The following is a 12,990-nucleotide window of genomic DNA, read 5'->3' on the forward strand; positions in this document are numbered from 1 at the left end:
GGCGCCGACGACCACGCAGGCCCCGACCACCACGCAGGCCGCGCCGACGACCACGCAGGCCGCACCGGAGCCCGAGGAGACGGTGACCCAGGAGGCCCAGCAGGCCCAGGAGGTCCCCTCGGCGACCCAGCCGACCGCACCCCAGACCCAGGCGGCACCCCAGACCCAGCCCGCACCGCAGACCCAGCCCGCCCAGCAATCGGCTCCACAGCCCCAACAGGTCAGCCCGCAGGTGGAGACGGTGCTCCCGGAGGATGCCGCGCTCGGCGGGTCATGACCGATCTGCCCCCGGCCGCCCGCGCCGCTCTGCAACCCGTCCTGGACGACCCGTCGGAGCCGGTGAAGCTGCTGGTGGTCGGCGGTATCGGGACGGGCAAGAGCACGGTCCTGGGCCGGTTGCGGGCGGCGTTGCGCGCGGCGGGCATCGCGGTGTCCACCCGGGTGCCGGCCCCCGGCGAGCGCCCGGCGGCCATCGTCGTCGACGACGCCCACCTGCTCTCCGACGGTGAACTGGCGGTGCTGACCGCGCTGGCCTCCGACCCCGCCGTCACGGTGGTGGTGGCCGCCGAAGCGCACGAGCATTGCGCCGCGCTGCGGGTACTGGCCACCGCCATCGAACGCGAGCACCCCCGCGTCGCCCTCGGCGGCTGGCCGCGCGCCGAGTGCGCCCGCCACGCCCGCACCGAGGATCCCGCGGCGGTGTCCGCGCTGGTCGCGGCCACCGCCGGCCTGCCCTTTCTGCTCGACGCCGTCGGCACCGAGACGGATCCGCAGACCGTGTCCCGCTCCGTGGTGTTCGCGCTGGCCACCCGGCTGCGCCGCCTCGACGAGCCGGTGCTCGACACCCTGCTGGTGATGTCGCTGGCCGCGGCGCTGGGGCCCGCCGACGTCGCCGGGGCGCTGGGCACGGATCTGCGGGACGCGCGCGCCTGGGTGGACCACGCCTATGCCACCGGACTGCTCGAGCCCGGCCACGGGGACCACTTCCGCGGCCTCGTGCACGACGCCGTGGTCCGCCTGGTCGGTGCGGCGCGCCACCACGAGGTGGAGGCGGCACTGTTCCGCAGCCAGTCCGAGTCCGCCACGCTCACCGACGAGCTGGCGCTGCGGCTCACCGAGCACGGTGTGCGCGATCCGGCGCTGGTCACGCTGCTGGCAGGCGGGGCGGCCCGGCGCCTGGACAGCCCCGCCGAGGCGGCCCGGATCTATCGGGCCGCCGTCGACGCCGGGGCCGACGAGCTGGCCGTCCCGCTCGCCGACGCGCTGGCCGCCGCGGGTGACTGCGCGGGCGCGGCCGCCCTGTCCGACGTGCTGCTGGGCTCCGAGGATCCGGCACGCCGGGCCGCGGCGGTGCGGATCGCCGCGGCGGTGGCCATGCACGACGGCAACGGCGGACAGGCCGCCGAACTGTTCGACTGGCTGGCCATCCAGCCCCACCCCTACCCGGACGCCGCCACCGCCGCGGCGGCGGCGATCGTGGCCACCGGGACCGGCAATCCCGCCGGTGCGCACGCCGCCCTGCGCGAGCACGACGCGGGGCCGCCGACGTCGGCGGCCCGCGCCGCCCGCAACCTCGCCGACGGGGTGCTGCTGACCCTGGACCGTCCCTACCCCGTGGCGATGGCCAGGTTGAGCCAGTCGATCGGTCCGGCGGATACCCGGGCCGGCGGCGAGGCGATGCCGGACAGCCCGGCGGCACTGGTCACCCTGGCCGCGCTGCACTCGGGTGACCCGGTGCGCGCCCGCAGTGTCATCGGCCGGGCGGTGCGCGACGCCGGCGGCGACGCGCTGTTCGGACATCGGCACCGGCTGCTGCTGGCCTGGGTGAAGATGCAGGACGGCCAGTTGTCGGCGGCCGCGGCCGACGCCGCCGCGGTGCCCACCTCCGGCCTGCACCGGCGCGACGCGCTGTGGGCCGGCGCCCTGCACACCGGGATCGCCCGCCGCAGCGGAGACGCCGGCGCGCTGACCCAGCACTGGTTCGCCGCGATGGAGGTGCTCGCCGAATACGCGATCGACCTGTTCTCGCTGCTGCCGCTGGGCGAGCTGTGGGTCGCCGCGGCGCGGATGCGCCAGGCCGACCGGCTGCAGCACTCCCTGGATCAGGCGTTCGCCCTGTTGGCCGCGCTCGGCGAGCCGGCGGGGTGGTCGCTGCCGCTGCGCTGGGCGGGGGTGCACGCGGCGATCCTGGCCAACTCGCCGCAGTCGATGGCCCCGCACGGCCAGGCGCTGGCCGCCGCGGCCGGCGATAACGGGTTCGCCCGGGCCCTGGCCGCCGGCGGCCGGGCCTGGCTGCGGGTTCTGGGCGGGCAGGTCGCCGTCGACGACGTGGGTGTGGCGGCCCGCGAACTCTCGCAGTACGGACTGACCTGGGACGCCACCCGGCTGGCCGGGCAGGCCGCGCTGCAGACCACCGACGCCCGGGTCTCGGCGGCGATGCTGCAGGTGGCGCGCGACCTCAAGACCGCCGCCGGCCAGGATCTGCCGGACGGCGACGACCGCCCCGGCGGCGACCCCCCGACGCCGGTCCCCGCGCCCGGGGCCGCCGCGGTGCCCACCGTGCGCGCACCGGCGCTCTCGGAGCGCGAACGCGAGGTGGCCGAGTTGCTGTTGCTGGGCATGCCCTACCGCGATATCGGGGCGCAGTTGTTCATCTCGGCGAAGACCGTCGAGCATCACGTGGCGCGGATCCGGCGGCGGCTGGGCGCCGAATCGCGTTCGGAGATGTTGTCGATGCTGCGCGCGATGCTGGCCCCGAACGCCTGAGCACGGGCCGGGGGATGAACGTCACTCACCGCCAAGTTAGGTGAGCCTCTGTAGCGGCGTTAGTTGACGGAATGTCACTATGAGCAGAATCGGAGTTAAGTTACCCGTGGGTAACTTGCATGAAGTTACCGTCGGGTAACCAAGAATCTGGGAGGCCTTTCGTGGAGGACACGACGCTGTTGCTCACCCGCCTTGTGCCCGGGCTGCTGCTGACCGCCGTCGTCGGGTTCTTTGCCGCCCGCCGGGTGCTGTGGTTGTTCAACCTGATCCGCGCGGGCCAGCCCGCCAGCGGCCGCACCGACGATCTCGGCGAACGCATCGGCAACCAGGTCAAGGAGGTGTTCGCCCAGACCCGGCTGCTCAAGTGGTCGATCCCCGGCCTGGCCCACTTCTTCACCATGTGGGGCTTCTTCATCCTGATCACGGTCTACATCGAGGCCTACGGGGTGTTGTTCAAGCCGGACTTCGCGATCCCGCTGATCGGGCACTGGGACGCGCTGGGCTTCCTGCAGGACTTCATCGCCCTGGCGGTGCTGGCCGGCATCATCACCTTCGCGATCATCCGGCTGCGCTCCGAGCCCAAGGAATACGGCCGCTCGTCGCGGTTCTACGGTTCGCACACCGGCGGCGCCTGGACGGTGCTGTGGATGATCTTCCTGGTCATCTTCACCTACGCGTTCTTCCGCGGCGCCGCCGTGGTCACCGGCAACCTGCCCTACGGCAACGGCGCGTTCTTCTCCCACGCGATGGGGGCGCTGCTCTCGCCGCTGGGCGTGCACGGCGCCGAGATCCTGGAGACCGTCGCGCTGCTCGCCCACATCGCCGTGGCGCTGGTGTTCCTGCTGATCGTGCTGCACTCCAAGCACCTGCACATCTTCGTGGCACCCATCAACGTCACCTTCAAGCGGCTGCCCGACGGCCTGGGGCCGCTGCTGGCGCTGGAGTACAAGGGCGAGCCCATCGACTTCGAGGATCCCGACGAGGACGCCGTGCTCGGCAAGGGCAAGATCGAGGACTTCAGCTGGAAGGGCTACCTCGACATGGCCACCTGCACCGAGTGTGGCCGCTGCCAGTCGCAGTGCCCGGCCTGGAACACCGGCAAGCCGCTGTCGCCCAAGCTCGTCATCATGGACCTGCGCGACCACCTGTTCGCCAAGGCGCCCTACATCATCGGCGGCAAGCCCACCCCGATGGAGGGGCTGGACATGGAGACCGTCCACGAGGAGGGCCACCACGTGCCCGAGTCCGGCTTCGGCCGGGTGCCCGGGTCCGGTCCAGCGCAGGCGCTGCGCCCGCTGGTCGGCACCGCCGAACAGGGCGGCGTCATCGACCCCGACGTGCTGTGGAGCTGCACCACGTGCGGTGCCTGCGTCGAGCAGTGCCCGGTGGACATCGAGCACATCGACCACATCGTCGACATGCGCCGCTACCAGGTGCTGATGGAATCGGAGTTCCCCAGCGAACTGGGCGTGCTGTTCAAGAACCTGGAGACCAAGGGCAATCCGTGGGGCCAGAACGCCAAGGACCGGCTGAACTGGATCGACGAGGTCGAGTTCGATGTGCCCGTCTACGGCAAGGACGTCGACTCGTTCGAAGGCTTCGAGTACCTGTTCTGGGTCGGCTGTGCGGGTGCCTACGAGGACCGCGCCAAGAAGACCACCAAGGCGGTGGCCGAGCTGCTGGCCGTGGCCGGGGTCAAGTACCTGGTGCTCGGCGACGGCGAGACCTGCACCGGCGACTCGGCGCGCCGGTCGGGTAACGAGTTCCTGTTCCAGCAGCTGGCCGCCCAGAACATCGAGACGATCAACGACCTGTTCGAGGGCGTGGAGACCGTCGACCGCAAGATCGTGGTTACCTGCCCGCACTGCTTCAACACGATGGGCCGGGAGTACAGCCAGGTGGGCGCCAACTACACCGTGCTGCACCACACCCAGCTGCTCAACCGCCTGGTCCGGGACAAGAAACTGACCCCGGTCAGCCCCGTCTCGCAGGACATCACCTACCACGACCCGTGCTACCTCGGCCGCCACAACAAGGTCTACGACGCGCCGCGCGAGCTCGTCGGCGCCTCCGGTGCCACCCTGACCGAGATGCCCCGCCACGCCGACCGCGGCCTGTGCTGCGGCGCCGGTGGCGCGCGGATGTGGATGGAGGAGCACATCGGCAAGCGCGTCAACGTCGAGCGCACCGAGGAGGCGATGGACACCGGTGCCAGCAAGATCGCCACGGGATGCCCGTTCTGCCGGGTGATGATGACCGACGGTGTCGACGACGTGGCCGCCACCAGGGACGTCGACAAGGTCGAGGTGCTCGACGTGGCGCAGCTGCTGCTCGGCTCGCTGGACCTGTCCTCGGTGACGCTGCCGGAGAAGGGGGCCGCCGCGGCGCAGGCCGCCGAACGCGCCGAGGCTCAGGCCGCCAGGGAGACCCCCAAGGCGGCGACCGCGGTCGCCGAACCGGAGGCGGAGGAGGCGCCGGCCGCTCCGGCCGAGCCCGCCGAGCCCGCCAAGGCCGCCGCCCCGGTGAAGGGCCTGGGCATGGCCGGTGGCGCCAAGCGCCCCGGCGCCAAGAAGGCCGCCCCACCGGCGGCCAAGACCGAGGCACCGGCGGAGAAGGCCGACGCGACCGAGACGGCCGCACCGCCCGCCAAGGGCCTGGGGATGGCCGCCGGCGCCAAGCGCCCCGGCGCGAAGAAGACGGCCGCACCTGCGGCCAAGACCGAGGCACCGGCCGCGCCGGCCGAACCGGCCAAGCCGGAGGCCCCGGTCAAGGGCCTGGGGATGGCCGCCGGCGCCAAGCGCCCCGGAGCCAAGAAGGCCGCCCCACCGGCGGCCAAGACCGAGGCACCAGCGGCCAAGACCGAAGCCCCGAAGGCAGCGCCGCCCGCCGAGACCGCCGAGGCACCGGCCGAACCGGCCAAGCCCGAGGTTCCGGTCAAGGGGCTGGGCATCGCCGCGGGCGCGCGGCGTCCGGGCGCCAAGAAGGCCCCCGCGGCCAAGCCCACCACGGCAGCGGAGCCGGAGGCGACCAAGCCTGCCGAGCCGGAGGCCTCAGCCGAGCCCAAGACCGCCGAGCCCAAGCCTGCCGAGCCCAAGGCCGAACCGACGGAGCCCACCCCCCAGCCGGAGGTCAAGGGCCTGGGTCTGGCCAAGGGCGCCCGCCCACCGGGCAAGCGCTAGCGTCGGGAACCGGACGCGCCGGCCCCGTTCTCAGCCGATCTTCTTCAGCTGGAACGGGGTCCGGCTGATGTCCCCACCGGGGCAGCCGTAGTTGGAGTCGCTGGAGATCGTGCCGGCCAGGGTCACCGGGTCCACCGACAGCGAGATGTAGGCCGGCGCGTAGCTGCCGTCCTCGCAGATGACGCCGTCCGGTTTGGTGACGGTGAAGTTGTAGGTCCCGCCCGCATAGGTGGCCACGCTGGTCCAGCCCTGGTTGGAGGCCACATTGGCGGTACAGCCCGACGGCGCGCACGACGACGAGACGGTCCAGACGAACTCGCTGTCGTTGCCGCTGTAGGTGCCGTTGAGCAGCGGCGGGTCGGCGTAGGCCGGGGCCGGGGTCAGCACGGTGGTCAGCCCGGTGGTCAGCACCGTCGCGGCGGCGCCCCCCGCAGCCAGCATGACTGTGAATGTCCTGTTCATTCGGTGCGCCTCCCGGGCCGATGGTGATACGCAAGTTAACAGCTGTGGCGGCCCGGATCGCGGACCGTCGACGCCTGCGCGCGGTCGTGTCCGGCGACCCGTGGTTACCGGCCGGTAAAAATGCGTCGACACCCATGGGAGAATCGTCGATGTGACGACCCATCAACTGCCGTGGCACAACACCAGCCAGCATCAGCGGCCGCGTGTGTTCGCGCAGTCGACCAAGCTCCAGGACGTCCTCTACGAGATCCGGGGGCCGATCCACGAGCACGCCAACCGGCTGGAGAACGAGGGCCACCGCATCCTCAAGCTCAACATCGGCAACCCCGCCCCGTTCGGCTTCGAGGCCCCCGACGTCATCATGCGCGACATCATCCAGGCGTTGCCCTACGCGCAGGGTTACTCCGACTCCAAGGGCATCGTCAGCGCCCGTCGCGCCGTGTTCACCCGCTACGAGCTGGTGGACGGCTTCCCCCGCTTCGACATCGACGACGTCTACCTGGGCAACGGTGTCTCCGAGCTGATCACCATGACGCTGCAGGCCCTGCTCGACAACGGCGACCAGGTGCTCATCCCCGCGCCGGACTATCCGCTCTGGACGGCCTCCACGGCGCTGGCCGGCGGCACCCCGGTGCATTACCTGTGCGACGAGACCCAGGGTTGGCAGCCCGACATCGCCGATCTGGAGTCGAAGATCACCGAGCGCACCAAGGCGCTGGTGGTGATCAATCCCAACAACCCCACCGGGGCGGTCTACAGCCGCGAGGTCCTCGAGCAGATGGCCGAGCTGGCCCGCAAGCACGAACTGCTGCTGCTCGCCGACGAGATCTACGACAAGATCCTCTACGACGACGCCAAGCACATCAGCATGGCCTCGGTGGCCCCCGACGTGCTCATGCTGACGTTCAACGGCCTGTCCAAGGCCTACCGGGTGGCCGGCTACCGCTCGGGCTGGCTGGTGATCACCGGGCCCAAGGAAAACGCGTCGAGCTTCATCGAGGGCATCAGCCTGCTGGCCAACATGCGGCTGTGCCCCAACGTTCCGGCCCAGCACGCGATCCAGGTGGCCCTCGGCGGCCATCAGAGCATCGACGATCTGGTGCTGCCCGGCGGCCGGCTGCTGGAGCAGCGCGATGTCGCCTGGGACACGCTCAACCAGATCCCGGGGGTGTCGTGCGTGAAGCCGCAGGGCGCGCTGTACGCCTTCCCGCGGCTGGATCCCGAGGTCTACGACGTCCACGACGACGAGCAGCTGGTCCTCGACCTGCTGCTACAGGAGAAGATCCTGGTCACCCAGGGCACCGGATTCAATTGGCCCGCACCCGATCACCTGCGCATCGTCACGCTGCCGTGGGCGCGGGATCTGGCCGCGGCCATCGAGCGGTTGGGGAACTTCCTGGCCAGCTACCGTCAATAGGTGGCGCATTCCCACTCCCATTCCCATGCCGGTCCCGCACCGCTGGGTCCGCTGGCGGCCCGGATCGTCGTCGGCCTGCTGATCGCCATCGCGGTGGCGATGCTGGCCGGGGCCGCGCTGCTGTGGCCCAGCCAGCAGAAGGTCGACATCCCGCTGCCGTTCCAGAACTCCTCGGGCGGGGCGGTGACCACCGAGGCCGGTCAGGTGCAGTCCACCGACCTGGCCGACTGTGGCAGCCCGTCCTCGGGACGGGTGATCACCGCCGAACCGCGCCCCGGGGTCGCGGGCACCGGGCAGTGTGTGCAGGCCGTCGTCGCCATCGATTCCGGGCCCAACGCCGGGGCCCACACGCTGCTGGAGTTCAGCCCCGGGCCCGGCCAGCCGCATCTGGCCGCCGGTGAACACATCCGGCTGATCCGCCAGGTCGACGAGCGCGGCGCCACCACCTACGCCTTCTACGACTACGAGCGCACGTGGCCGCTGATCGGCCTGGCCGCGGTGTTCGCGGTGGTCATCGTCGCGGTCGCCCGGTGGCGCGGGCTGCGGGCGCTGATCGGCATCGTCGTGGCCTTCGGGGTGCTGGTGGTGTTCCTGCTGCCGGCGCTGCGCGACGGCGCCCCGGCGGTTCCGGTCGCCCTGGTCGCCTCGGCGGCCATCCTCTACGCGGTCATCTACCTGGCGCACGGGGTGAGCCTGCGCACCAGTGCCGCACTGCTGGGGACGCTGACCTCACTGCTGCTGGCCGCCGGACTGTCCTGGGCGGCAATCGAACTGGCCCACCTGACCGGGCTCTCGGAGGAGAAGAACAACGAGGTGGCCGCCTATCTCGGGCACATCTCGATCACCGGCCTGCTGCTGGCCGGATTCATCATCGGCTCGCTGGGCGTGCTCAACGACGTCACCGTCACGCAGGCCTCGACGGTGTTCGAGCTGGCCGGGCTGGGCGAGAACACCTCGCGCCGCGCGGTTTTCGCCGGGGCGATGCGGGTGGGCCGCGACCACATCGCCAGCACGGTGTACACCCTGGTGCTGGCCTACGCCGGCAGTTCGCTGCCGCTGCTGCTGTTGTTCAGCGTGGCCAACCGGTCGCTGGGTGACGTGCTGACCAGTGAGAGCGTGGCCATCGAGATCGCCCGCTCGGCGGTGGGCGGGATCGCGCTGGCGCTGTCGGTGCCGTTGACCACGGGGATCGCCGCGGTGCTGGCGACACCGGGGCCGCGCGTCAACGCTCCAGCAGCTCCAGCAGATAACGGCCGTAGCCGGACTTGAGCAGGGTGTGGGCGCGCTGGGCCAGCTGCTCGTCGTCGATGAACCCCATCCGCCAGGCGACCTCCTCCGGGATGGAGATCTTGAGCCCCTGCCGGCGTTCGATGGTGCGCACGAAATCGCTGGCGTCCAGCAGGGAGTCGAAGGTGCCGGTGTCCAGCCACGCGGTCCCGCGGGCCAGCACCTCCACGTGCAGGCGCCCCTGCCGCAGGTAGGTCTGGTTGATCTCGGTGATCTCGTACTCCCCGCGCGCCGAGGGGGTCAGCCCACGGGCGATCTCGACGACGTCGTTGTCGTAGAAGTACAGGCCGGGCACCGCGTAGTGCGACTTGGGGGCCGCCGGTTTCTCCTGCAGTGACAGCGCGGTGCCGTCGTCGGCGAACTCCACCACCCCGTAGGCCGACGGGTCGGCGACCCGGTAGGCGAAGATGGCGCCGCCGCTGACGTCGCGGAACCGGCCCAGGCTGGTGCCCAGCCCGGGACCGTAGAAGATGTTGTCCCCCAGCGCCAGGGCGACCTTGTCGGTGCCGATGTGGTCGGCGCCGATCACGAAGGCCTGGGCCAGCCCGTCGGGGCTGTCCTGCACGGCGTAGGTGATCGAGACGCCCAGCGCCGAACCGTCGTCGAGGAGCCGGACGAAGCCCGGCGCGTCGTGGCTGGTGGTGATGACGAGGATGTCGCGGATGCCGGCCATCATCAGGGTGGACAGCGGGTAGTAGATGAGCGGCTTGTCGTAGACCGGCAGCAGCTGCTTGCTGGCCCCCTTGGTGATCGGGTAGAGGCGCGTTCCCGTCCCGCCGGCCAGGATGATGCCGCGCATCAGGCGTCCAGGTCGTCCTCGGTGAGGTCGGTGGCCGCCAGCGCCTCGGCCAGGCTGTCGTGGCGGAACGCCGAGGTCACCTGGTCGTGCACCACGCGAAACGCCGAGGCCTGCGCCGTGCCGTCGGGCAGGATCTGCTCGAAGACGACGACGCCGTCGTGGACGTACATCCGCCCCACGGTGACGGTCTCGGTGAATTTCGAGGCCCACAGCTGCAGCGCCGCCAGCCCCTGGGTGGCACCGTCGGCCTCGCCGAGCTCGATGTCGTCACTGGACAGCTGCACCAGGGTGTCGAGGTCCTTGGCGTTGAGCGCATCGTGCCAGGCGAGGACGGTGGCGATCTCCGAAGTCGTCATGGCATGCAAACTACCCGGTGGGCCGTCGCGGCAGTCAGAAAGGTGTGCTGGCCAACCAGGTCCGCCACACCGACTCGTCGCCGAACACCTCGATGGCGGTGTCGGCGAGGTCCAGGCGCCGGGTCGCGGCCAGCAGCAGGTCGCGCGCGGGGCCGCGCAGCGCGACGTCGCCCTTGCCGTGGTCATGGGTCCACGACGTCCCGGTGATGGTCCATTCGCCGGCTGCGCCCAGGCCGTCGTCGGTGGCGTGTAGGTGCATCGTGCGCTCCCCGAGCGCGTCGCCGACCCGGCTCACCGCGATGTCGAGCCATTCGGACAGGCCGTCGGCGGCCACCTGCGGGGCGACGTTGAACTCGGCGCCCAGGGCCAGCGCGGCGTCGGCGCGGTGCACCAGCACCTCGTGCAGGCGGCGGCGCACCCACCACGACGCCGGCCGCGGGCCCAGGAACGTCCACACCTGGACGTCGGGGGTCGCCCCGGCCGCGTCGACCAGCTTCCGGGATCCGGCGTGCAGCCACGTGCTGGCCCCCTCGGGATCGGCCGGTGGCCGGCCGTCGGCGACCTGTCTGGGGTCGAGCACCTCGGCGGCGCCGTCGACGACCATCTGCGCGGCCCAGTGCTCTCCGCGGCCGACGTGGCGGAACAGCTGGCCCAGGTTCATACCCGGGCAGGTCGGCACCGGCGTCTCCTGGTCGGCGCCGAGCACCAGCTCGCCGAACGCCCGATTCTCCTCGAGTAGCTCTGCGCCGTAGTCCACCCGGCCAGACTAGACCCGCTCGGTGCGCCTGCCCAGCGAATACACCAGCCAGCCGGCGTCGCGCCAACGCTGGTGCCGCAGGCAGTTCCGGCCGTCGACGACGACGCGGGCGCGCACGATGCCGGCGAGCTCGGCCGGGTCGAGGTCGACGAACTCCTGCCATTCGGTGAGCACCAGTACCGCGTCGGCGCGGTCGCAGGCCTCGGCCACCGAGGTCGAGTAGGTCAGCGTCGGGAACACCTTGCGGGAGTTCTCCAGCGCCTTGGGGTCGTAGACGTTGACGGTGGCGCCGTTGAGCTGCAGGAGACCGGCGACGTTGAGCGCCGGCGAGTCCCGGACGTCGTCGGATTCCGGCTTGAACGCCGCACCCAGCACGGCGATGTTGGCGCCCAGCAGGGAACCACCGCACGCGGTGGTGGCCAGCTCCACCATGCGGGTGCGCCGGCGCATGTTGATGCTGTCCACTTCCCGCAGGAACGTCAGTGCCTGATTGGCGCCGAGTTCGCCGGCGCGGGCCATGAACGCGCGGATGTCCTTGGGCAGGCAGCCGCCACCGAACCCCAGTCCGGCGTTGAGAAAGCGCCGGCCGATGCGCGGGTCGTAGCCCAGCGCATCGGCCAGCAGTGTCACGTCTGCGTCGGCGGCCTCACATACCTCGGAGATCGCGTTGATGAAGGAGATCTTGGTCGCCAGAAAGGCATTGGCCGAGACCTTGACCAGCTCGGCGGTCTGCAGGTCGGTCAACAGGAACGGCACCCCGTCGTCGAGCATCGGGGCGTAGAGCTGGCGCAGGGCGGCCTCGGCGCGCCGTGAATCCGGTTGCACGCCAAGCACGATCCGGTCGGGGTGCAGGGTGTCCTGGACGGCGAAGCCCTCGCGCAGGAACTCCGGGTTCCAGGCCACCTCGACGTCGACGCCGGGCTGCGCGAGCGCGGCCGCTCGGCGGCCCAGATCGGCGGCCGTGCCGACCGGGACGGTGGACTTGCCGACGATCACCGAGGGCCGGGTCAGCCGGGGCACCAGTTCGTCGATGACGGCGTGCACGTGTCGCAGGTCGGCGCCGTACTCGCCCTTTTTCTGCGGGGTGCCCACGCCCAGGAAGTGCACCTCGGCGAAGTCGGCGGCCGCGGCGTAGTCGGTGGTGAACTGCAGCCGGCCCGCGGCCAGGTTGTCGCACAACATCTTCCGCAGGCCGGGCTCGTAGAAGGGCACGTCGCCGTCGGAGAGTTTGGCGACCTTGCCGGGGTCGACGTCCACTCCGATGACCTCGTGCCCCAGCTCGGCCATTCCGACGGCATGGGTCGCGCCCAGATATCCGGTGCCGAAGACGGTGCATCGCATGCTGTCTCTCTATGCGGCCAGGGTGAGCTGACCGCATCGCGACACTGAGCGTCATGCGAACGGAAGGTGACGAGTTCCCCGAGGTGCGAGGGCCCGGCGCCGGAGGTGGTATCACCGGCGCCATCACTTTCCTCGGCCGTTTCCGCGGCCGACCGCGGATCCCCCGGGCGCACGGGGCGATCGAGGACGCGCTCACCGGAGTGACATCACATGCGATGTCACACCGCGTAGCAGCGCCCGCCTAGTCTCCGCCCCCGAACGAGGGCCAGGGCCAGATGCTGTCGCCCCCCGATCCGCTCTGCCGGCCGGAGTTGCCCGACCCGTTGCCGTGGCCGGATCCGCCGCCGCTGGATCTGCTGGAGCTACCGCCGCTGCCGGAGCTGCTGCCCGGCCACTGCGGCCACTGCGGGGACTGGCGCGACTGCGGGGACTGGGACTTCGGCGCCTGAGGCACCTGAGTCACCTGCGGTGTCCGCGTCACTTGTGGCGTCTGGGTCACCTGGGGCTTCTGTGTCGTCGGCGGGGTCGTCGGCCGGGTCGTTGGCGGGGTCGTCGGCCGGGTCGGCGGTTCGGTCTGCGGCGGGTCCCACGGCATGTCCGGCCACTGCGGTGTCTCCGTCTGGGTG

General features: G+C 71.3%; 10 protein-coding genes and 1 pseudogene. 6 read left to right on the top strand and 5 right to left on the bottom strand.

Translation table 11 applies throughout. The features are described from left to right. From CSR00_RS30885 to CSR00_RS27700, 3 genes and pseudogenes are all read left to right on the top strand, one after another. Positions 1 to 277 (top strand): annotated as a pseudogene (locus tag CSR00_RS30885) (hypothetical protein); the annotation flags it as partial. Beyond that, positions 274 to 2,766: an isoniazid response ATPase/transcriptional regulator IniR gene (gene iniR / locus CSR00_RS27695; RefSeq protein WP_099025593.1), complete on the top strand. Its 2,493-nt coding sequence runs from the start codon at positions 274 to 276 to the stop codon at positions 2,764 to 2,766. The pseudogene CSR00_RS30885 and the gene iniR, both read left to right, overlap by 4 nt. A 119-nt stretch (positions 2,767 to 2,885) precedes the next feature. Further along, a complete protein-coding gene (locus tag CSR00_RS27700) occupies positions 2,886 to 5,945 on the top strand; it encodes a (Fe-S)-binding protein (protein ID WP_099025594.1) in 3,060 nt (1,019 codons plus the stop codon). A gap of 30 nt (positions 5,946 to 5,975) precedes the next feature. Here CSR00_RS27700 and CSR00_RS27705 read toward each other — a convergent pair whose 3' ends face one another. After that, the gene (locus tag CSR00_RS27705) at positions 5,976 to 6,386 is read right to left on the bottom strand and encodes a hypothetical protein (protein ID WP_099025595.1); all 411 of its coding nucleotides are present in this window, start codon (positions 6,384 to 6,386) and stop codon (positions 5,976 to 5,978) included. Positions 6,387 to 6,549: 163 nt separating this feature from the next. Between CSR00_RS27705 and CSR00_RS27710 the strand changes: the two genes are divergently transcribed. Together CSR00_RS27710 and CSR00_RS27715 are read left to right on the top strand one after the other, a co-directional pair. After that, complete coding sequence (locus CSR00_RS27710; protein WP_099025596.1) at positions 6,550 to 7,824, top strand: pyridoxal phosphate-dependent aminotransferase; 1,275 nt, start codon at positions 6,550 to 6,552, stop codon at positions 7,822 to 7,824. After that, entirely contained in the window at positions 7,825 to 9,093 is a 1,269-nt protein-coding gene (locus CSR00_RS27715) for a YibE/F family protein (RefSeq protein WP_099025597.1), read from the top strand. On the opposite strand, the gene rfbA is transcribed toward CSR00_RS27715, so the two are convergent. The 4 genes from rfbA to CSR00_RS27735 are packed head-to-tail and all read right to left on the bottom strand — an operon-like array spanning position 9,047 to position 12,364. Further along, positions 9,047 to 9,910, bottom strand: a complete 864-nt coding sequence (gene rfbA, locus CSR00_RS27720; RefSeq protein WP_099025598.1) for a glucose-1-phosphate thymidylyltransferase RfbA — start codon at positions 9,908 to 9,910, stop codon at positions 9,047 to 9,049. The two genes, CSR00_RS27715 and rfbA, sit on opposite strands and share 47 nt — an antisense overlap. Beyond that, entirely contained in the window at positions 9,910 to 10,266 is a 357-nt protein-coding gene (locus CSR00_RS27725) for a nuclear transport factor 2 family protein (protein WP_099025599.1), read from the bottom strand. Before CSR00_RS27725 ends, rfbA begins: the two co-directional genes overlap by 1 nt. A 34-nt stretch (positions 10,267 to 10,300) precedes the next feature. Then, positions 10,301 to 11,023, bottom strand: coding sequence for a maleylpyruvate isomerase family mycothiol-dependent enzyme (locus CSR00_RS27730; RefSeq protein WP_099025600.1), 723 nt, complete (start codon positions 11,021 to 11,023; stop codon positions 10,301 to 10,303). 9 nt (positions 11,024 to 11,032) lie between these two features. Further along, positions 11,033 to 12,364 carry a UDP-glucose dehydrogenase family protein gene (locus tag CSR00_RS27735; RefSeq protein WP_099025601.1) on the bottom strand — a complete coding sequence of 444 codons (1,332 nt, stop codon included), beginning with the start codon at positions 12,362 to 12,364 and terminating at the stop codon, positions 11,033 to 11,035. A gap of 275 nt (positions 12,365 to 12,639) precedes the next feature. Between CSR00_RS27735 and CSR00_RS30890 the strand changes: the two genes are divergently transcribed. Next, the gene (locus CSR00_RS30890; protein WP_176562300.1) at positions 12,640 to 12,813 is read left to right on the top strand and encodes a hypothetical protein; all 174 of its coding nucleotides are present in this window, start codon (positions 12,640 to 12,642) and stop codon (positions 12,811 to 12,813) included. Positions 12,814 to 12,990 lie beyond the last annotated feature (177 nt).

The organism is Mycolicibacterium palauense, from assembly GCF_002592005.1.
In the GTDB taxonomy this organism is placed as follows: Bacteria; Actinomycetota; Actinomycetes; order Mycobacteriales; family Mycobacteriaceae; genus Mycobacterium; species Mycobacterium palauense.